Origin of the sequence: Streptomyces vulcanius, assembly GCF_042653945.1 — a bacterium.
Classification (GTDB): Bacteria; Actinomycetota; Actinomycetes; order Streptomycetales; family Streptomycetaceae; genus Streptomyces; species Streptomyces mangrovi.
Genome location: NZ_JBHSFK010000038.1, coordinates 90,273 through 109,580 on the forward strand (window position 1 = coordinate 90,273; position 19,308 = coordinate 109,580).

Sequence of the window (19,308 nt, forward strand, 5' to 3'; positions counted from 1 at the left end):
GTAGATCGAGTCAGCGGGGCCGGTACTCCTCATGAGGGACGGCGCGTTGCCAGGCAGCCTCGAAGGTGTCGACGCAGAGTTTCACCGTCCCCGGGTCATCCGCGTGCTCCCGTCCCTCCTCATCGAGTTGGCCATCACCGGTGAAGTGATGGAAGAGCGCCTGGACGCCGTCGAACACCCAGAAGTCGGTACCAGGCAGTGCCAGGTCAGTTGTCTTCCGCCTCGGCAGCCAGCGAACCTCCTCGCCGGCCGCGAGGTTGGTGAACGTGCAGTCGTACTCGTACCTGACGTAGTCGCTGATCGGTTCGGACACGACACGCAGCCGCCGGACGACGACACCGCGTCCCGAACCACGTCATGCCAGCCGCCCCACCACGCCGGCCGGTCAGCGGGATCGAGTCGCTTGCCCTGCTGCCATGCGATGAATTCCGGGTCGTCCAGCATGTAGCTGTCGCGAAGTTCGAGGTGGATCGCTGAGCGTTGCGCCTGCGCCAGGGCGTTACGCGCTGGTGTTGCACGTGCGGTCTCTCCGGAGTCGTTGTCAGGTCGAGGGATGTACTGAAGCATGACGGCCGGCAGCCTGATGATCGTCTCGTGGTCCGGGACTTCTGTGGAGTGACCGGGAATCGAACCGATCTGCTGGCACTCCTTCAGCTCCTCCTCGGTCGCTTTGTACGACTGGATGAGCCACTCGCCATAGCGGGAAGCTTGCTCGCATGACACAGCCCAAGCCAACGCACCTGGGGTGGAACGAACTCCACCAGGAGGGGACAGGCCCGGTACAGGACGCGTTCCTCGAACTGGTACGCCGCACCCGGGACTCCCGGCACTACTGCAGCAACATCATCTGGGGCAACCTGCAGACCGCCGACTACGCGAGAGCGGTCCTGCGGCACGTCGTCGACTTCCATGCCATTCCCGATGATGTCGAGGCAGGAGTCGCAAGGCGCACAGCCCGTGCCCAATTCATGGGACAGGAGAGCCGCACGTACCACACGCTTCTGGACGAACAGGCGTTGCGGACGAACTTGGGCGGGGCCGAAGTGATGCGGGAGCAACTTCGGCATGTGCTCGATGCTTTGAGCTTGCCAGGCGTCAGGCTCGGGGTGATTCCCGCACGCGCCGAACTCGCCGTCTATCCGGGGCACTCGTTCTCCATCTTCGACGGGAAACTGGTCGAGGTGGAGACCTACGCCTCCTGCCTCAGCGTCACGGAGGAGGACTCGGTCGCCGTGTACGAAAGGGCCTTCGGCCTGCTGGAGCGGTCGGCTTTCTACGGTCAGGAAGCCCGGGACTTGATCGAGGCCGAATTGAGGGTCCTTACCTGACGTATCAGGGCGAGGAGGCTCACCGGTGGCACCATGAGCACGGTGGCGGGGGAATCGCTTTCGCGCAGTAAGACGTGAGGTGCTGCGTGGGCGACCTCGACGCAGTCCTCGCCGTCGACGCCCGAGAAAGATGACTTCTGCCAGCGGTTCACAGGCGTGGGAGACATGGTCATAGCTCTCTTTCGATACCGTGAATCAGCTGAAGGGACTCCTCGATACCCAGCGCGGCCCGGTCGGCGACCTCGAACTGTGCGCGGTACTTCCTGAGTGCCGCGTCGGCATACAGACTGCGTCCGCCCAGAGCGCTGTCGAGTCTGACGGTGTCCAGTTCCTCCACGGGGCCGCCCGCGTAAAGCACGGGCTGAGTGGCTTCGATGAAGCCCTCGTACGCGAAGGGAATCACGCGTACGGTCACCGACGGCCGACCGGAGACCTCCCGCAGGTACGCGAGTTGGGCCTGAGTGACCTTGCGCCCGCCGAACCGCATACGCAGAGCCGCCTCGTGGATGAACGCCTCCAACGGGGGCGAGTCCTCCCGATCGAGGACTTGGCTTCGCTTCAGCCTGAACTCGACCCGTAGACCGTTCACCGCGGGCGGAAGCGGGGGGACACGGTCCCGATGAATGGCTCGCACATACTCTCCGGTCTGCAACAGGCCCGGAATCGTCACCGTCTGCAGCGACCTGAGGAAAGTCGCACGGTGCTCAAGCTCAGCCACATCGAGGAACCCCGGAGCGAGAACACTTCGGTACTCGTCCCACCATCCCTTGCCCCGCTCCTCGGCCATCGCGCAGAGTGCGTCGACCAGTTGGGTGTTCGAAGCCTCGTAGTGCACCGCGAACTGCCGTACCCGCGCCGCACTGACACCCCAGCGGCCGGCCTCGATGTGGCTGATCTGGGCCTGATTTCCACCCAGCAGAGCCCCCGCCTCTGTCGTGTTGAGGCCCGCCGCCTCACGCAACTTGCGCAGTTCCGCACCCAACCGCGCCTGCCGCGCGGTGGGATTGCTCCTGGGAGGCATCGATTCCCTTCCTGCCTGCGGACACAGTCTGCCGCGCGGCCCTTCGACGGGTCCACCCACACGAGTGAGAAACACGTCATCATTATGTGACGGCACATATCTGTGCCCTACTGTCTTTCTCGGGACCCGTTCCGACTGGTTCAACGAGGGAGCGCCTACATGGACCCCACCGCACTCGCCCCACACCCCCCGCAGATCTACCGCCTCCGCACCCCCAACTCCCCCACCAGCCCCAAGATCTGCCGAGATACCGTCGCCCTAATCCTCCGAGTCGCCGGTCATCACCCCGAACTCGTGGACGCGAAGCCGTCCTACGGCATGACCGGGTGCGGGTGTCGGTGTACGACGACGAGCCGACGCGGGCGGCGGCCACTACCGCAGGCGACCTCGCTGACGAGGACGGCCGGGGCCTGCTTCTCGTCGAGGCGGTCGCGCGGGAGTGGGGGATCGGGCCGGCGCAGCCAGCCGGCCGGGGTGGCAAGCACGTCTGGTTCGAACTTGGTCCGACGAGTCAGGTGTAGAGCGGCTCCTCGGTGAACAGTTCGCGCAGCCAGCGTGCCGCACCCTCGGCCGAGCCGTCCTGGCCGTCACGGCCGCCCGAGACGAACCGCCCCCACGCCGCCGCCCGGCCCAGTGCGCCGAGTCGGGTGGCCAGGGCGACCGCTCGGCGGAGTTCGGACGTCGTCAGGCCGAGGTCGGTCCAGGGTTCGAGGTAGGCGTCCCGCAGGCGCGGCAGAACGTCCGCTCCGAAGCGTCGCGCGGCGATGCGGCCGGTGACGAGCAGGCTGCTGAAGGGATGGGCTACGGACGCGTCCCCCCAGTCGAAGAACACGAAGCGTTTCGGTGAGGCTCGCATGAAGACCTGGCCGTCGTGCAGGTCGGAGTGGTCGAGTGAGGCCGGGATGCCGTAGGCCGCCAGTTCCGCGCACCAGTCAACCAACTTGGGGCGCAGCGACTGGAGTTCGGCGTCGGTGGTGAGCCGGTCGAAGAGGCCGGGAAGGTCGCGTGCGCTCGGCACAGCCAGCGCCTCCATCGCGTCGGCGTGCGGCACCAGCGTCCGCTGCATCGCCGCGTACTGGCGCAGCATCTCCTCCCAGTCACGGGCGTCCGCGGTGCCGTGGTCGAGGGCCTCGCGGAACAGCGGGCCGCCCTCGGGCAGCAGGGTCCAGCCCCGGTCGGGCCGGACGGCCAGGGGGCGCAGTACGTACTCCGGCACCCATCCCGCCAGCGCCTCGGCCAGCCCCGCCTCGAAGCGGCTGTCAGGCGGAGCGGACTTGAACCAGACGGAGCCCGACTCCAGCCCCTCCACCCGGAGCCGTGCCAGCACCGACCACGGCCGCAACCGCACCGTCGGCCCGCCCGACACCCGCAACCCCAGCGCGGCGAGTTCCCGCTCCGCCCAGCCGAGGGCCTCGGCCCGCCAGCCCTCGTCCTCCCAGGGCGTGACCGCGTCCGGGTAGTCCCCGCGGTCCACCGTCACCGGCACGTCAGTCCACATCGGGCCATGAGAGCACCCCGTCGCGGACCGTCTCCACCGAATAACCTGCGCAGATGTTTCTGACCCCGCTCCCCCTCACCCCCGACCACGACATCCCCGGCCCCCTCCTCACCGAACTCACCGCCCTCTACGCCTCCCACCGTGAGTTCCAGGCGCTCAGCGGTGACTTTCCGGACCCCGACGACATCCGGCCGGAGCAGGTGGCGGCGGTGCTCGCGGACGAGTTGGCCAACCCCGGCATCGACGTGCTGCTCGCCCGTAGTGAGGGGCGGCTCGTCGGGGTGGTGATCACCCTGGCCCGGCATCCCGATCCCGACGATCCCGATCCCTGGATCGGGCTGCTGATGGTCGATGCCGGCGCGCAGGGAAAGGGGTACGGGCGGCTCATCGTCGAGCAGGTGGAGGAGCGGTTCCGCAGCGGCGGGCGGGACGCCGTGCGGCTCGCCGTGCTCGATGCCAATCCCAGAGGGCTCGCCTTCTGGAAGGCACTCGGGTACGTGGTCGTCGGGCACCGGCCTGATCTGCAACTCGGGCGGCCCTGCGCGGTGTTGCGCAAGCCGCTTCGTACGCGGCTCCGCCGTGCCGCCCGGGTCGCCGTCCTCGACCCCGACGGCGCCGTCTTCCTCTTCCGGTACCACAACGTCGAGGACGGCTTCCACTGGGCGCTGCCCGGCGGTGGGCTGGAGGAGGGCGAGACTCCGGAGGAGGGGGCTCTGCGGGAGCTGCGGGAGGAGACCGGGTGGGCGGACCTCGCGCTCGGGCCGCTGCTCTGCACCTGGGAGCACTACTTCACCCGCGCCGATGTCCGTGTCCACCAGCACGATCGCATCTACGTCGCCCGTGGCCCGCGCCGGGAGCCGTTCGGTGCGCACATCCCCGCCTCCCACGCTGCGGACGGCATCCTCGACGGGCGCTGGTGGACCCGGGACGAACTGCGCACGCCGGCCGAGTCCGTGTGGCCGCCCGAACTCGCCCGACTGCTCGATGAGTCCGGCACGGAAGACTGAGCCGGCATGGAGTGGAGCACCCTCGCCGCCACCGGCCTCGGCGCCCTCGTCGGTGTCGGGTCCACGCTCCTCGCCGACCGGGTGCGCTGGCGCCGCGACCTCGTCGAACGGACCCGGCAGGAGCGCAGGGAGATCTACGTCAGCTGTCTGACCAGGTACCGGCTGGCCTACGAGGACATGTACGCGGCGGCAGCCAATCACTCCCCCGAGAACACCGCGGCAGCCGGTCACGTCCCGGGGAGCACCGGCCGGGAGGCCGCCGTGCGGGAGGCCGCCGTGCGGGAGGCCTTCCGGGCCTCCGGGGCCGACGAGGTGCGCGAATCGGCGCTGATATGCGCGCCGCAGGAGCTGTCCGATGTCATCGAGGGCGTCTACGAGACCCTGCGGGACCTGGTGGAGGTCCTCGCCTCCGGCGAACCTCCCCTCGACTCCCCGGAGTTCCAGGAGCGACGGCTGCGGCACGGGCAGGCGGTGTGGGCGGCCAGGGCGGCGATGCGGCGCGATCTCGGGCAACGGGACTGACAGCCGCTCTCAGCGGGGGCGGTCCGGTTTGCCCTCCCCGTACAGCCAGTCGGTCCAGACAGAGGTGAAGTCCGTGCCCGGGGCCTGCCGTTCCACGTACGTCGTGAAGTCGGTCGTGTTCGCGTTGCCGTGGCGGTGGGCCCTGGCCCAGCCCTGGACCAGGGTGTGGAAGGTGTCGTCGCCGACCGTCTCGCGGATGCGGTGGATGACCATCGCACCGCGCTGGTAGACGGGCGAGGAGGAGATCTGCGCGGCGGTCGAGGGATGCGCCGGCGGGAAGGACCAGAGGTCCGGGTACCGCTCCTCGCCGTGGTCGTAGAGGTCGGTGAAGGTCTCCTCCGCCGTGGGGCCGCCCTCGTCCTCCGTCCACAGCCACTCCGCGTAGGTCGCGAAGCCCTCGTTGAGCCACATGTCCCGCCAGGTCTTCGGTGTGACGGAGTCGCCGAACCACTGGTGGGCCAGCTCGTGGACAAGCGTGACCGTGTCGGGGGCGCCGGGGAACACCGGGCGGGTCTGGGTCTCCAGGGCGTAGGCGGAGTCCTCCGGGCGGTCGACGATCGCTCCCGTGGAGGAGAAGGGGTACGGGCCGAAGCTGCGCTCCGACCAGGCCATCGCCTCGGGGAGGCGGGCCAGTACCGCCTTGCTGGGCGCGGCCTGGGTGGGGTCCACCGCCACGTACACCGGCAGGCCGGTCCGCAGTCGCGAGCGGGTGACCGTGTAGCGGCCGATCGCCAGCGTCGCCGCGTGGCTCGCCATCGGCTCGGCGGTGTGCCATGTGAAGGTCGTACGGCCCCCGTCGGTCCGCCGGCTCCGCAGCTCGCCGTTGGAGACCGCCGTCAGGCCCTTCGGGACCGTCACCGCGATGTCGTACGACGCCTTGTCGGACGGGTGGTGGTTGCCGGGGAACCAGGCCATGGAGCCGGTCGGTTCGCCGAGCGCGAGGGCGCCGTCCGCCGTCCGCAGCCAGCCCTCCTTCGAGCCGTCCGGGTCGGTGATCGTCCGTGGGGTGCCGGAGTAGCGGACCGAGACTCGGAAGGTCTCGCCCTTCGCGAGGGTCCTGTCCGGGCGGACGGTCAGTTCCTGGCCGTCACGGGCGACGGCGGACCCGGTCCCCCCGACCTCCGCCTTATCGACGTCCAGACCGGCGAGGTCGAGATCGAACGCGGACAGGTCCCGCTCGGCGCGGGCCGTGATCACCGCCGTGCCGGTGAGACGGTCGCCGCCTGGGTCGTAGGCGAGGGCCAGGCCGTAGTGCGTGACGTCGTATCCGCCGTTGCCGGCCAGGGGGAAGTACGGGTCGCCGACGCCGGACGCCCCGCCGGTGCCCTGGACGTCGGTGCCCGAGCAGGCCGTCAGGAAAAGCGCCAGGCAGACAGAGCGCAGGTATCGGGGCACGTCAGGGATCCTACGAGGGCATGACACCATCCCTACGTGCTCGACATCGGCTACGCCCTCTCCAACCGCTTCCCCGACCCGCCCCAGACGGACTACCGCCGCGCGGACGTCCACGCGCTGCGCCACGACCTGTTCTGCGGTGACGTCTACCTCGCCGACACCAAGGCGGACCGGGAGCTGTCCACAGCCTGGGGATGGGTTCCGGTGCTCGACTTCGCGTGGGCGCTGTGCGACATCGTGGAGCGCGTCGACCAGGACCCGAGGGGCTCCCGCGCCGCCCGCCCCCAGTACGCGGAACTGGACTTCACCGAGTCCACCGACCGCATGCTCTTCGAGCGCCGCTTCGGCTGGGTGGACGTCGAGGCCGACTGGATGCCGGCCGAGGAGCCCCCGCTCACCTTCTCGCACGCCGCACTGCGCCGCGAGGCCCGCGACTTCCTCCACGACCTCCTCGCCGACCTGATCGACCTCCACGACGACCTGGGCGAGAACCCGGCGATCTGGACCCTCCAGGCCCGCTACCCCCGCATCGGCTAGCCCACGGCCGGCCGACGGCTAGCCCTCCACCCTGATCCCCAGCTGGGCCGCCAGCACCGGTGCCAGATCCAGCAGTTGGCCCGTGCTGATGACCGCGCCCGCCAGCCGGTCCAGGCCCGCCGCGATGCCCAGCTCGACCGCTCCGCGCAGGTCGACGTCCGTCAGGGTCGCCGCCGTGAAGTCCGCCCCCTTCAGCGCACAGTCCACGAACTCGACCCGCTCGAGGCGGGCCCCGCCGAAGTCCGGCTCGACCAGCACACAGCCCTGGAAGACGACGTCCCGCAGCCGCGCCTGCCGCAGGTTCAGGAAGTCGATCTTCCCGCCCCGGACCACCACCCGCTCCAGTACGGCGCCGAACATCTGTGTGCCGCCGAGGCGGGCGTCGACCAGCTCGACGTCGCGCAGGCTCGCGTCCGCGAGGTCCGTGCCGACGCCCCGGACGCCGGTGAGGACCGAGTCGAGGACGCGGGCCCGTTTGAGCCGTGTACCGTCCAGCGCGCACTCCGTCAGGGCGCAGTCCATGAAGCGGGCGCCCGCGCCGTCCTGCCCGGCGAGGTCGAGGTCCCGCAGCTCCACCCCGTCGTAGTCCCCGTCGGGCTCCAGCTCGCCGCCGTCGTACGGCTCCAGCGGCGGCAGCCGCACCTCCGGGCGCCGCGCCCCCTTCACACCACTGCCGTTGCCCGAAGATCCTGCCCGTGTCCTCGCCATGCCCCCATCCTGCACCCCGCCACTGACAGTCCCCCCACCCCACCGGCCCCTTGACCTCAAGCTCGCTCGAGGTTGAAGGCTTGGCTCATGCATGCGATACGTCTCCACGCCTACGGCCCGCCCGAGAACCTGGCCTACGAGGAGGTCGAGGACCCCCTCCCCGCCCCCGGCCAGGTCCGTATCGCCGTCGAGGCCGCCGGTGTGCACCTTCTCGACACCGCCCTGCGCGAGGGATTCCAGGGCCCCGCGCCCACGCCCACCCCGCTGCCCACCGTCCCCGGCCGCGAGGTCGCCGGTGTCGTCGAGTCCCTCGGCGAGGGCACCCCGTCCTCCTGGCTCGGCAGGCGCGTCGTCGCCCACCTCGGCTTCGCGCCCGGAGGGTACGCCGAGCTCGCCGTCACCGACGCGGGACGGCTGCACGAGATCCCGCCGAACCTGGACCCCGCCCAGGCCGTCGCGATGATCGGCACGGGCCGTACGGCACTGGGGATCGCCCAGTTCGCCGAGCTGGGGCCGGGGGCGGTGGTCCTGGTCCTCGCCGCCGCCGGTGGTATCGGCACCCTCCTCGTCCAGCACGCGAGGAACACCGGCGCCACGGTCGTCGGTGTCGCCGGCGGGCCGGAGAAGACCGCCCTGGTCGCGGCCAACGGCGCCGATCTCGCCGTCGACTACGACGACGACGGCTGGGCGGGGAAGATCCGCGCCGGACTGGGCGACCGGGCCGTCACCGTCGTCCTCGACGGCGTCGGCGGGGAGGCCGCCCGCGAGGCCGTCGCCCTCCTCGGCGAGAAGGGGGCACACCTCGTCTTCGGCTGGTCGGCGGAAGGCATCCGCGACGGAGAGGGCCACTACGTGGAGGGCGTCTCCCGGTCGGTCCTGGGGCCCGTGATGCTGGAGAAGGCCGGCGGCGTCCGCGCCCTGGAGACCCGGGCCCTGGCCGAGGCCGCGGCCGGCCGGCTCACCCCGGCCGTACAGCGCTTCCCGCTCGCCGAGGCCGCCGCCGCGCACCGCGCCCTGGAGACCCGCAGGACCACCGGAAAGGTGGTCCTGGAACCATGACCGGCGACTGAAATACGGCTCTGCTCAACACGATCGCCACCACCAGCAGCACCGCATACATCACGGCCCACCTCACCGACCCCGACCCCGACCCCGCCGACAGGGCGGCGGTCACCCGCGTGGGCATCGTGCACGGCTACACGGTCGCCATCTGGTGGGCGGCGGGCATCATGCTCCTGGCGGGCCTCATCGCGGGCCTGATGGTGACGGTGAAACCCCCGAAGCGGGAGGTCCCGGCCCGGACGGCCGTACCGGAGCCGGTGGGCTGAACGCCCCCCGGCAACGCCCCCCGGCCCCGGTCCACACGCGCGACGCCCTACCGGGCGACCGCCCTCGTCGCCTTGCTCACCGCCGACCCGTCCTTGTGACCGCTGCGGTGCGCGATCACCTTCACGGTGATCTTCTTGCCCTTCTGCGCCGACTTCAGCACCAGCGAGGACTTGGTCGCCCCGCTGATCGCCCGGCCGTTCGCGTACCACTGGTACGCGTACGACGTGGCCGCCGGGCTCCAGGTCCCCCTGGTGGTCTTCAGCGTCTTCCCGACCTTCGCGGTCCCGCTGATCACCGGCGCCTTGGTCGCCCTGGGCGCGTCCCCCTTGGCGACGGTCACCGCCGCCGCGGTCGCCGAGGCGCTTCTCCAGCCGCTCCTGACCGCGGTGACCGTGACCGTGAGCTTCTTGCCGACCAGCGACGCGGGCACGGTGTACGTCTTCGCCGTCGCCCCGCCGATCGCCCGGCCGTCCGCCTTCCACTGGTACGTGTACGACGTCGGCGTCGCCGACCAGCCGCCCGGCGTGGCGGTGACCTTGGCGCCCGTCTTGGCGGTGCCGGTCACCTTGGGGGCTGCCGTGTTCGCCAGCAGGGGCTCGGCCACGGTGAAGCTGCCCGGCCGGTACTCGCAGCAGCCGGCGAGCACGCTGACGTTCCAGGTACCGGTGGCCGCGCCCGTCAGGTCGAGGGTCGCGGTCAGGGTCCGGTTGTCGGCGGAGACCGAGTCGGTGGTGGCGGTCAGGGTCGTGCCGCTCCGGGTGAGCCGTACCGTGGCGTTCGCGGGCAGCGCGGTGCCGGTCACCGTGAGCCTGACCTTGGCCCCGGTGACCCCGGTGGCCGGGCTCAGCGCGGTGACACTCACCTTGTCCGGGCCGCACAGCGCGGACGCGCAGGTCAGCCTGGCGCTGTAGGAGGTGCTGGAGACCTTGTCCGGCAGACCGAGCAGGAACACGCTCTGGGCGCTGCCGGACGGGCTGGCGACCTCGCACTCGTAGCCGCCGGTGTACAGCGAACAGCCGTTGGTCCACCTGCTGTTGTAGAGCACGGGCACCGCGGTGGCCCCGCTGCCGGCGGTGTTCGTGATCTCCGCGTCGAATCTGTCGGTGCGCGCGGTGGGCAGTACGGCGCACACCGCCGTGCGGGTCTCGTCGAGGGTGCCGGTGACCGGTCCGTAGCCGTAGGCCACCGACGGGACCTTGGTGCACTCCGGGGCGGGCCCCGCCGCGGTCGCGACGCGCAGCGCGTCCAGCCGGTACACGGGCACGGTCCGCGTCGTCATCGGGTCCCGCACCAGGACCTGGTACGTGGTGGAACCCGTGACCGCGCAGGGGGACGTACGGGCGGTGCACCTGGTGTTGCCGGCCGCGTCGAGGACGACCGCCTCCAGGGCGTTGAGCGAGTCCCGCACGTTGATGTGCAGCACGTCGGTGGCCGCCGTGGTGGTGACCTGGCGGCAGCCGAACGCGCCCTTGCCGGTGTACGCGCCCTTGGCCGACGGGCCGCCGACCGCCGTCGCGGGTGCCTCCGTGCAGCCTGCCGAGGAGGCGGTCGCGGTGACGTCCCGCCGGGTCATGGTGTAGGTGGCGGTCTGGTCGAGGCCGGTCACCAGCACGGTGTGCGCCTTGCCCGGGGTGAGGGCGCAGAGCGCCCAGCTGTGGGTGGCGGGCCAGTCCTGCGCGCAGATCCGGCGGCCGTCGGAGTCCAGTACGGAGAACTCGGCGCCGACGTCTCCGGAGGCGGCGTCGAGCTGGAGGACCTCGGAGGCGGTGTGCGCGTCGGCCGGGATGTTCAGGCAGCCGGAGAACACGCCGCCACCGGTGGCGAACCCGGCCTTCGCGCCGTCGGCGGAGAACCCGCCCGCGGGCAGCACCGGGCAGTTGTTGGCGGCGTCGGTGCGGTACAGGGCGACGCCGTACGGCCCGGTGGCGTCGCCCTCGCCCTCGTCCGTGTGCACCAGGGCCCGGTAGGGGGCGGTCCCGGTGAGCGCGCAGTCGCCGCCGGACAGCTTGTCGGCGGAGCACTGGACCGTGCCGTCCCGGTCGACGACCTCCACCTCGGCCTCGGCCCCGGACGAGCCCGCCGGGGTCAGCGCGGCGATCCTGGCACCCTGCGGAGCGTCCAGTGCCAGGCAGTCGTACTGTCCGACGGTGCTCAGCTCGCCCCGGTACAGGCCGGTGCCGGTGGCCACGCACCCGGCGTCGGACGCCCGGTCGAGGACGACCAGCCCGGCGCGGGTGTCACGGAAGGGGTAGCTGCCGTCGTCGAGGACGGCGGTGTAGGTGCCGGGGTCCTTGATGCGGCACGGGTCGGCCCCGTACCGGCACACGCTCAGTCCGGCCGCGTCGTACACCCGGGCCACCCCGACCTGCCGGTCCTCGTTCACGGAGTGCACGGTGTACGGGCCGGCCGCGGCGGCGGTGAAGGTGAAGCACGGGTTGGTGGTGAGGTCCTGCTGCTCCAGCGGGCCGTAGGGCCGGACCGGGGCGGTGGTGCAGCCCTGCGGGTCGTTGAGCCGGCGCACCTTCACGGCGTACTCGGCGGGGAAGCCGTTGTCCGCGCTCGTGACGGTGGAGATCACCCGGTAGGGGCCGTCGCCGGGCAGGACGCAGCTGTCCTCGTCGTTCTCCGGGAACTGCTCGCAGATCCGGGCGCCGGTCGCGTCGGTGATCCAGGCGAGGGAGTCGCCGTACGTCTTCGAACCGTAGGTGAGCCGGACCCGGTCGCCGCTCGCGCCCTCGAAGGGCCGGCAGTCGACCTCCACCGGGCTCACGGTGGTGCGGGTGAGGTCCGGCTGGTCCCAGTTCGTGCCGACGGGGTCGGCGCAGCCCCTGGCCGCGCCGAGCGGCACGAAGCTGACGGAGGTGTCCTCGTCCTCCCAGCCGGTGTTGAGAACCTTCAGCGTGTACGTGCCCGCCGCGGGCACCGCGCACATGGTGCGCGTGGTGTACGCGTCGCCGTAGCAGTCCACCTGGCTGCCGTCGGCGGCCAGCAGCTGCCTGGTCACCGCGTTGCCGCTGCCGTCCAGCGCGGGCGCCAGATACAGGCCGGGCGTGTCGACGGTGACGGTGTAGCAGACGCTCGAGTCGGGTGCGACGGTCGCCCTGCCCACGGCGTCGCCCGGGTCCCCGAACGGCGCGAGCGCGAGCGGCGCGCACGTGGGATCGACCGGGTCGTCGGCACGGGCGGTGCCGGCCGCGGTGAGGCTGAGGAGCGAGGCGAGCAGCGGCACTGCGGCGAGCAGCGCGGCGGCCCGCCGCCGTCTCGCGGGCGGACAGGTATCCGCGTCAGTCATCGATTCCCCCTGGAACAATGGTCGTTGAGCGATCGTCGCACACACGTCCGACACCGCGCCCAGGGGATTCCAGCGGCCGTCGAGGTGTCAGTGCCGCCCCGCCACCCGGTCCGCGATCCGCGCCAGCCGCGACGACCCGGCGCTGTGCGTGCGCGTCTCACGGCGGTCGGCGGTGCGGTAGGTGGCGTACATGCCCTGGACGCCGAGCCAGCGCAGCGGTTCCGGCTCCCACTTGCGGACCTGGTGCCCGACCCACGGCAGCCGGGTCAGCCCGGTGTGCCCGGCGGCCCCGGAGTCCAGCCGGACCAGGTCGCACAGGGTCCGCCCGGCGAGATTCGCCGTGGCCACACCCGAGCCGACGTATCCGCCCGCCCAGCCGAGCCCGCTGCCCCGCTCCAGGGTGACCGTCGCGCACCAGTCGCGGGGCACGCCCAGCACCCCCGACCAGGCGTGCGCCACCCGGACGCCCGCCAGCGCGGGGAAGAAGCCCACCAGGATCTCCCGCAGTGCCGCCACCGTCTCGCGCTGGGTCCGCCCGTCGTGGTCGGTCCGCGAGCCGAAGCGGTACGGCACCCCGCGCCCGCCGAGCGCGATCCGTCCGTCGGCGGTGCGCTGGGCGTACATATAGGCGTGCGCCATGTCACCGAGCGCCTCCCGGCCCTCCCAGCCCACGGCCGCCCACTGCCGCTCGCTCAGCGGCTCGGTGGCGATCATCGAGGAGTTCATCGGCAGCCAGGTCCGCCGCTCGCCCTTCAGCGCGGCGGTGAACCCCTCCGTGCAGCGCAGCACGTACGGCGCCCGCACGGTCCCGTACGGCGTGACGGCGCGCCCGGCGAGGATCGCGGTCACGGGCGTCGACTCGTGGATCCCCACCCCCAGCGCCTCGACCGCCGCCGCCAGCCCCTTCACCAGCTTCACCGGGTGCACACGGGCGCCGTGCGGCGTCCAGGTCGATCCGACGGCGCCCGCCACCCGCACCCGCTCGGCGGTCTCCCGGGCGCCGTACAACTCGCGGTCGCGCTCGCCGTACGACAGCTCGTGCGCGTGGAAGTCCTTGAGCCGGGCCAGCTGGGCGGGCGTCCGGGCCACCTCCAGCACGCCGCCCTGGTGGATGTCGGCGTCGAAGCCCTCTTCCTCCACCACCCTCACCACCTCGTCGACCGTGTCGTTCATGGCCTTCTGCAGGCGGACGGCGGCGTCGTGGCCGTGCAGGGCGGCGTACCGGTCGCGGCCCGCGATGCCGTTGTAGAGCCAGCCGCCGTTGCGCCCGGAGGCGCCGTATCCGCAGAACCGCTGCTCCAGGACCAAGACCCGCAGCGCCGGATCGGCCTTCTTCAGGTAGTACGCCGTCCACAGCCCGGTGTATCCGCCCCCGACGATCACGACGTCGGCGGTCGTGTCACCGGCCAGCGGCTCCCGTACGGCGGGAAGCCCGTCGTACGCGTACCAGAAGGAGACCCCGCCGTTGACGAAACCGTTCATGGACGGACGGTAACCCGCCCTCGGACCAGCGGAAAACAGGCCAGTCCGATGAGGACGGCGACGAAGTGGCCGAAGTCGGTGAAGGTCGGCCCGGCGGCCAGCGGCACGGTGTAGACGGCGAACACGACCGCCAGATACAGATACCGCCAGGGCGACGGGATCCGGTACACGAGGACGGCCACCACCCCCGCCAGCGCGTAACTCACCCCCACATCAAGGGTGTTGACGGCCGACTTGGGCGCCATCCCGTCCCGGATCGCCTTCAGCAGCGCACCCTCGCTGATCAGCGTCGCCAGGACGTGCGCCGCCACGACCACCACCAGCCAGCGCAGGGTTCCGAGCCAGCGCTCCGCCTGGGCGTGGAACACGGAGTACAGCACCGCGTACGGCAGCCAGTAGCCGCCGTCGATCCACATCGCGCTCGCGATCAGCACCCGCACGGGATGCCGGGACAGCTCGTGGAGGTTGGTCGACCGCTGCCGCAGGAACTCCTGCTCGAACTCCGGGGACATGTGGTGCAGGGCGACCGTGGTGAAGAACAGGACCGCCAGCCACACATAGGTGCCGGGCGCGCTGCGGACGTACACCCACACCGCCCGCCGGGCGCCGGAAATTCGCGGGAGCCGATTCACACGCGCAAGTATCGTCCGGGAGGTGATCGACATTCCGGGCGCGCTGGTGACAGAACAGGTAAAGATCAACGGTGCGGCGGGACGGGCGTTCATCGCCGGGCTGCCCGCACTCGCGGAGGGCTTTCTGGAGCGCTGGGACCTGCGGATCGACGGCCCCTCCATGCACGGCGTGTGCGCGCTGGTCCTGCCGGTGACGGCCGCCGACGGCACCCGGGCGGTGCTCAAGCTCCAGATCCTGGACGAGGAGACCGGGAGCGAACCGGTCGCCCTGCGGGCCTGGGCCGGCAAGAACGCCGTACGCCTGCTGCGGCACGACGAGCCGACGGGCACCATGCTTCTCGAACGCCTCGATCCGGCCCGGATGCTGTCGGGGGTGGACATCCATGAGGCGGTCCTGGTCATCGCCGGTCTGCTGGAGCGGCTGACGTCGGTCCCGGCGCCGGCCGGGCTGCGTACGCTCGGCGCCCTCGCACGGGACATGCTGGAGGAGACCCCCGGGGCGCTCGCCGAGGTCCCCGATCCCGCCGAGCGGCGGCTGCTCGCCGACTGCGCGGCCGCCGTACGGGAGGTCGTGGCCGAGCCGGGCGACCGGCTGCTGCACTGGGACCTGCACTACGAGAACGTCCTCGCCGCCGACCGCGCCCCCTGGCTGGCCATCGACCCCAAGCCGCTCGCGGGCGACCCCGGCTTCGAACTCTGGCCGGCCCTCGACAACCGCTTCGATCCGGACGACGTCCACTGGCGCTTCGACGCGATGACCGACGTCCTGGGTCTGGACCGGGAGCGGGCCCGGGCCTGGACCCTGGGCCGGATGCTGCAGAACTGCCTGTGGGTGATCGCGGGCGGCCGCTCTCCGGCCCCGCACCACCTGGAGATCGGCCGCCTCCTACGGGACCGGTGAGCCGCCGGGTGTGAGGGCGAGTGCGAGGTCCAGCGGATCCTGTCCGGTGTGCAGGGCCATCGCCAGTTCCGGGGCGGCGAGCAGGGGGGCGCCGGCCAGGTGGCCGGCGGCGCGGGCGGCGAGGGCCAGGCCGACCCAGGTCTCGGGGTCGCCGGCACCCTGCGCGATACGGTCCCGGAACGCGTCGAGTGCCTCGTCCGTGCGGCCGGTGACCAGGGCGACGTCCTCGGGGCGGGCGCCCTCGACGACGGCGCCGGGGTCGTCGCGCAGCCCGGTGAGGCCCTCGGGATCGGCCAGCAGGCGGCGCAGCAGCACCGCCCGGGTGTCCAGCCCCCGGGTCGGGCGGCCGGGGACGAGCGCCGGGGCGGGGGGGCCGTCGGGCGGCGGGGTCCCCTGCGCGAGGGCCTCGGCATGGGCGCGGACCGTGCGCGGGTCGGGGCGCAGATGGTACGCCCGCCAGGTCGCGCGGTGGTCGGCGGTGGCGAGTTCCGCGGCGGCGAGGCAGCGGGGGTCGACCGGTTCGGCGAGCCAGGGCCGAAGCCGTGCGGACAGTTCGCTCACCAACCGCCGCCCGAGGTCGGTGAGTTGCTCGGCGTCGGCGATGGATCGCAGAGCATGGGCGGTCTGGGACCGCCACAGGGCGAACTCGAAGCGTCCGAGGGGGTGTTGGCGTCGGCGCCAGAATCCGGCGACGCCGTGGAAGGCGTACACGCCTTGGAGCAGTCCGCCCAGGGGGCGCGGGTCGTCGCGCCAGGGCGCGTAGTGCAGACGGTCGCCGCCGCCCTCGTACAGGGTGAACAGGTGCATGAACGCGCTGAGTTTGTTGTGCTGGAACTCGTGCACCAGTGTCGCGGCGAACTGTTCGGCGTCGTCCGGGAGAGAGGCCAGCGCGGCGCCGAAGGCGTCGCCGGAGGAGGCGCTGTGCGGCCGGTACCGTTCGGCGCGCGGCCGGGGCACGACCACGGCCAGTCCACGGGCCAGCGCGCGGGCCTCCTCGGCGCCGGCCTCCCGCAGCACCTGCCAGGCACCGGCGAACAGTTCCCGCCAGTCACGGTCGTCGGCGGAGCCGAGCGGCTCGGGCACGGACGGGGCGCGCAGGGTGCGGTAGGGGTCGAGGTCGTCGAGCAGCAGGGCACAGCCGTCGGCGTCGAGCCGGGTGAGCCCGTGCCAGCCGGGCCCGGGCACGGCCCGCCCCGCGACCGTGAGCCGCCCGTCGCCGTCGCCGCACACCTCGACGGCGGCCCAGTCGGGTGCGCCATCCTCCACGGCGGCCCACCCGGACGCGCCATCGTCAACGGCGGCACGCCCGGGCACACCGCCCTCAGGCGCGCCGCCTGCGAGAGTGCCGCCCGCAAGAGTGCCGCCCTCGGCTGCACCGCCCCCAGGCGCGCCCTCCACCTTCATCGCGCCGATGCCCGGCAGCACCGCCCACCCGTACCGGACCGGCACAGTGGTGCGGAAGTCCAGGCCGGCGGCGATGGCCGCGCTCGCCGCGAGGGCGTGGAGGTGGCCGGTGTGCACCCAGGAGGGCGCGTCGTCCTCGGTGCTGCCGCGCAGGCGGCGCAGGGTGTGCGCGGCCCAGACGCCGGTGGCCGGATAGGCCAGCACCCGCTCGGCCGCCGCCGGGTCGGCCGCCCCGGCCCGGACGAGCAGCCGCCAGGCGTCGGCCGGCGGGGGCAGCGGGCCGTCGGGCGCCGTACCGGCCGCGTCCAGCAGGGCGCGTACGACGAGCAGCCGCCAGCTGCGCTCACTCGCGCACAGCGCGTCCACCGTCGTCGTGTCGCCGCCGCCACCGAGGAGTTCCTCGAAGGAGCGGGCGGGCAGGACATGGGCCGGCGAGGTCTGCCGCACGGTGGGCTAGCCGTCGCGCTGGGGGTTGTAGCCGCCGAGGCTGCTCGTGGCGTCGTCGATGCGGGCGAGCAGCCGGCGCATGGAGGCGTCGGCCGACGGGAGGTCCAGCGCGGGCCAGGCGTCCAGCGGGACCCCGCTGAGGTCGACCAGTTCGGACTCGACTCCCGACTTCTCCATGGTGCCGTCCCTGAGTAGTACACGTGTTCAGTACACGTAAGCGTGCTGTGAAAAGTAATGTGATAGAAAACCACCTTTTCGGCGGTTTTCATGCCACTTGGTCGACTCTAGTCCATCACCCGTACCGCGAGCCGCAAACCGCTCGGAATCTTCCCGAATTGGGTGACCCCGCGGCGGGAACGGGGAAGAACGTGTGCGTGACTGAAGCGGATCGCCTCGCGCCGGCCCGGGAGTCGGGTGCCGGACTGGACCCGCTCCGCGTGGCGGAGGTGCTGGTCCGCTCGGGTGCGGGGGCGAACGGGTCCGGACGGCGGGGGTCCGGCTACCGGGTGGGGTCCCACTGGGTGCTCACCGCCGCCCACGTCGTACGGGACGGCGCCGCGCGGGTCCGGTTCGAGGCGGACCGGGGCGACGAGTGGACCGCGCGGGCCGCGGTCGTCCTCGCCTCCGACCAGGCGGACGTGGCGCTTCTGGAGATCACCGACGCACCGCCGCCCGGCCCGCACGCGGCACCGGCCGAGCCCCCGGTCTACGGCGACCTGCCGGACGAGGACGTCCATCTGCCGTGGAGCGCCCTGGGTTTCCCCCGCTTCAAACTGCGCACGGACCCGACGCGTCCGTCGGACGACGGCTCGCCCTCCCGGTTCCGCGACTCCTGCCACGCGACCGGACTGACCTCCGTGCTCTCCAACCGCCGGGAGGGGACGCTGGAACTGGCGGTCCCGCCGCCCGCCGCCGACCCGGAGCCGCGGCACTCCCCCTGGGAGGGCATGTCGGGCGCGGCCGTCTGGCACGGCGGACGGCTCGTCGGTCTGGTGAGCGCCCACCACCGGTCGGACGGCCTGGGCCGGCTCGCGGCGGTCCGGGTGAGCCGCTGGTACACCCTGCTGAGCCGGACCGAACTGACCACCCTGCACGCCTGCGCCGGACTGCCCCTGTCCGCCGCCGGGCTGGACCGCTCCGGCCCGCCCGGCGAGACGCCCGGGTCCCCGCTGTCCCTCACCCGGCTGCCCGCCGATCTGCCGCTCGGTGAACTGGGAGGGCTGGCGGGCGCGTTGGTCGCGCTGCCCACCGTCGCCCGGCGCACCACCCTCGACCTGGTCCTGTCCGGCATCGACCCCTCGATCGCCGCGACGAGCCCCCGCTCGGACTCCCTGCGCCCCGATGTGTTCGGGATCCTGCGCACCTGTCTGCGCTATCGCGGGACGCTGGACCAATTCCTGGAAGCCGTAAGGCTGTTGGAGGGCGACTCGGAGGGTGTGGCCCGCATGGACCGGGAGGCGGCGGCGCTGGCCCGGCGTCATCGCGCGGTGACCTGATATCGCGGTGCCCTGGCGCCCCCGGGGTTTCATTCTGTGCCCGGCGGGCCATTATCTGGGGGATGCCGGGGTATGTGTGCAGCCCACATCCACGAATCAGCCGGGGGAAGGGGTTTGACCGTCATGGAGCCCTCTGTGGCCGCCGTCGAGTCCGACCTAGTAGACCTCGCGGGGGTATCTCTTGAAACGCTGCGCTCCTTTGACGGTCGGGTGCTCGCCGCGTCGCTGGAGGAACTGCTGCGCCGCATCGACATGCCACAGGCCAGCGTCAGCGACTTCAACCCGGCGGAGCGGTTCGACTGACGACAC

19 protein-coding genes and 2 pseudogenes are annotated in these 19,308 nt (G+C 72.1%); 9 read left to right on the top strand and 12 right to left on the bottom strand.

All coding sequences use genetic code 11. The features are described 5' to 3' along the window. Positions 1-10 precede the first annotated feature (10 nt). A pseudogene (locus tag ACFPIH_RS41855) lies at positions 11-567 on the bottom strand (DUF6879 family protein). Positions 568-716: 149 nt separating this feature from the next. Between ACFPIH_RS41855 and ACFPIH_RS41860 the strand changes: the two are divergent. Then, positions 717-1,328 carry a DUF5753 domain-containing protein gene (locus ACFPIH_RS41860; protein ID WP_381183190.1) on the top strand — a complete coding sequence of 204 codons (612 nt, stop codon included), beginning with the start codon at positions 717-719 and terminating at the stop codon, positions 1,326-1,328. Here the strand turns inward: ACFPIH_RS41860 and ACFPIH_RS41865 are convergent. The 4 genes from ACFPIH_RS41865 to ACFPIH_RS41880 form a co-directional block, all read right to left on the bottom strand. Then, the gene (locus ACFPIH_RS41865; RefSeq protein ID WP_381183192.1) at positions 1,280-1,501 is read right to left on the bottom strand and encodes a DUF397 domain-containing protein; all 222 of its coding nucleotides are present in this window, start codon (positions 1,499-1,501) and stop codon (positions 1,280-1,282) included. The two genes, ACFPIH_RS41860 and ACFPIH_RS41865, sit on opposite strands and share 49 nt — an antisense overlap. After that, positions 1,498-2,349 (bottom strand): helix-turn-helix domain-containing protein, encoded by an 852-nt coding sequence (locus tag ACFPIH_RS41870; protein WP_381183194.1) that lies wholly within the window; start codon positions 2,347-2,349, stop codon positions 1,498-1,500. Before ACFPIH_RS41870 ends, ACFPIH_RS41865 begins: the two co-directional genes overlap by 4 nt. Before the next feature lie 311 nt (positions 2,350-2,660). Next, positions 2,661-2,834 (bottom strand): hypothetical protein, encoded by a 174-nt coding sequence (locus ACFPIH_RS41875; protein WP_381183196.1) that lies wholly within the window; start codon positions 2,832-2,834, stop codon positions 2,661-2,663. A gap of 26 nt (positions 2,835-2,860) precedes the next feature. Beyond that, positions 2,861-3,847, bottom strand: a complete 987-nt coding sequence (locus tag ACFPIH_RS41880; RefSeq protein ID WP_381183197.1) for an aminoglycoside phosphotransferase family protein — start codon at positions 3,845-3,847, stop codon at positions 2,861-2,863. 53 nt (positions 3,848-3,900) lie between these two features. On the opposite strand from ACFPIH_RS41880, the gene ACFPIH_RS41885 reads away from it, so the two are divergent. Together ACFPIH_RS41885 and ACFPIH_RS41890 are read left to right on the top strand one after the other, a co-directional pair. Then, positions 3,901-4,854: a bifunctional GNAT family N-acetyltransferase/NUDIX hydrolase gene (locus ACFPIH_RS41885; RefSeq protein ID WP_381183199.1), complete on the top strand. Its 954-nt coding sequence runs from the start codon at positions 3,901-3,903 to the stop codon at positions 4,852-4,854. 6 nt (positions 4,855-4,860) lie between these two features. Then, complete coding sequence (locus ACFPIH_RS41890; protein ID WP_381183201.1) at positions 4,861-5,376, top strand: hypothetical protein; 516 nt, start codon at positions 4,861-4,863, stop codon at positions 5,374-5,376. A gap of 9 nt (positions 5,377-5,385) precedes the next feature. Here ACFPIH_RS41890 and ACFPIH_RS41895 read toward each other — a convergent pair whose 3' ends face one another. Beyond that, positions 5,386-6,801 (bottom strand): M1 family metallopeptidase, encoded by a 1,416-nt coding sequence (locus tag ACFPIH_RS41895; RefSeq protein ID WP_381183203.1) that lies wholly within the window; start codon positions 6,799-6,801, stop codon positions 5,386-5,388. A 6-nt stretch (positions 6,802-6,807) separates the two neighbouring features. Here ACFPIH_RS41895 and ACFPIH_RS41900 point away from each other — a divergent pair, with 6 nt between their 5' ends. After that, the gene (locus ACFPIH_RS41900; protein WP_381183205.1) at positions 6,808-7,308 is read left to right on the top strand and encodes a hypothetical protein; all 501 of its coding nucleotides are present in this window, start codon (positions 6,808-6,810) and stop codon (positions 7,306-7,308) included. Positions 7,309-7,326: 18 nt separating this feature from the next. Here the strand turns inward: ACFPIH_RS41900 and ACFPIH_RS41905 are convergent, their stop codons facing one another. Next, positions 7,327-8,016, bottom strand: coding sequence for a pentapeptide repeat-containing protein (locus tag ACFPIH_RS41905; protein WP_381183207.1), 690 nt, complete (start codon positions 8,014-8,016; stop codon positions 7,327-7,329). An 87-nt stretch (positions 8,017-8,103) separates the two neighbouring features. On the opposite strand from ACFPIH_RS41905, the gene ACFPIH_RS41910 reads away from it, so the two are divergent. Together ACFPIH_RS41910 and ACFPIH_RS41915 are read left to right on the top strand one after the other, a co-directional pair. Beyond that, a complete protein-coding gene (locus ACFPIH_RS41910) occupies positions 8,104-9,075 on the top strand; it encodes a zinc-binding dehydrogenase (protein WP_381183209.1) in 972 nt (323 codons plus the stop codon). 14 nt (positions 9,076-9,089) lie between these two features. Continuing rightward, positions 9,090-9,344, top strand: a pseudogene (locus tag ACFPIH_RS41915) (MFS transporter); the annotation flags it as partial. Between the two features lie 47 nt (positions 9,345-9,391). On the opposite strand, the gene ACFPIH_RS41920 reads toward ACFPIH_RS41915, so the two are convergent. From ACFPIH_RS41920 to ACFPIH_RS41930, 3 genes are all read right to left on the bottom strand, one after another. Then, entirely contained in the window at positions 9,392-12,637 is a 3,246-nt protein-coding gene (locus ACFPIH_RS41920; RefSeq protein WP_381183211.1) for a Tat pathway signal protein, read from the bottom strand. Positions 12,638-12,724: 87 nt separating this feature from the next. After that, positions 12,725-14,119 carry an NAD(P)/FAD-dependent oxidoreductase gene (locus tag ACFPIH_RS41925; RefSeq protein ID WP_381183213.1) on the bottom strand — a complete coding sequence of 465 codons (1,395 nt, stop codon included), beginning with the start codon at positions 14,117-14,119 and terminating at the stop codon, positions 12,725-12,727. Then, positions 14,116-14,784 (bottom strand): rhomboid-like protein, encoded by a 669-nt coding sequence (locus ACFPIH_RS41930; RefSeq protein WP_381183214.1) that lies wholly within the window; start codon positions 14,782-14,784, stop codon positions 14,116-14,118. Before ACFPIH_RS41930 ends, ACFPIH_RS41925 begins: the two co-directional genes overlap by 4 nt. Between ACFPIH_RS41930 and ACFPIH_RS41935 the strand changes: the two genes are divergently transcribed. Then, positions 14,762-15,652, top strand: coding sequence for an aminoglycoside phosphotransferase family protein (locus tag ACFPIH_RS41935; RefSeq protein WP_381183237.1), 891 nt, complete (start codon positions 14,762-14,764; stop codon positions 15,650-15,652). The genes ACFPIH_RS41930 and ACFPIH_RS41935 overlap by 23 nt on opposite strands. Here the strand turns inward: ACFPIH_RS41935 and ACFPIH_RS41940 are convergent. Further along, positions 15,638-17,503, bottom strand: a complete 1,866-nt coding sequence (locus ACFPIH_RS41940) for an HEXXH motif domain-containing protein (RefSeq protein ID WP_381183216.1) — start codon at positions 17,501-17,503, stop codon at positions 15,638-15,640. The two genes, ACFPIH_RS41935 and ACFPIH_RS41940, sit on opposite strands and share 15 nt — an antisense overlap. 6 nt (positions 17,504-17,509) lie before the next feature. Next, positions 17,510-17,680, bottom strand: coding sequence for a hypothetical protein (locus tag ACFPIH_RS41945; RefSeq protein ID WP_381183218.1), 171 nt, complete (start codon positions 17,678-17,680; stop codon positions 17,510-17,512). Between the two features lie 197 nt (positions 17,681-17,877). On the opposite strand from ACFPIH_RS41945, the gene ACFPIH_RS41950 reads away from it, so the two are divergent. Together ACFPIH_RS41950 and ACFPIH_RS41955 are read left to right on the top strand one after the other, a co-directional pair. Further along, positions 17,878-18,999 carry an effector-associated domain 2-containing protein gene (locus tag ACFPIH_RS41950; RefSeq protein ID WP_381183220.1) on the top strand — a complete coding sequence of 374 codons (1,122 nt, stop codon included), beginning with the start codon at positions 17,878-17,880 and terminating at the stop codon, positions 18,997-18,999. Positions 19,000-19,134: 135 nt separating this feature from the next. After that, positions 19,135-19,302: a hypothetical protein gene (locus tag ACFPIH_RS41955; RefSeq protein ID WP_381183222.1), complete on the top strand. Its 168-nt coding sequence runs from the start codon at positions 19,135-19,137 to the stop codon at positions 19,300-19,302. Positions 19,303-19,308: the final 6 nt, after the last annotated feature.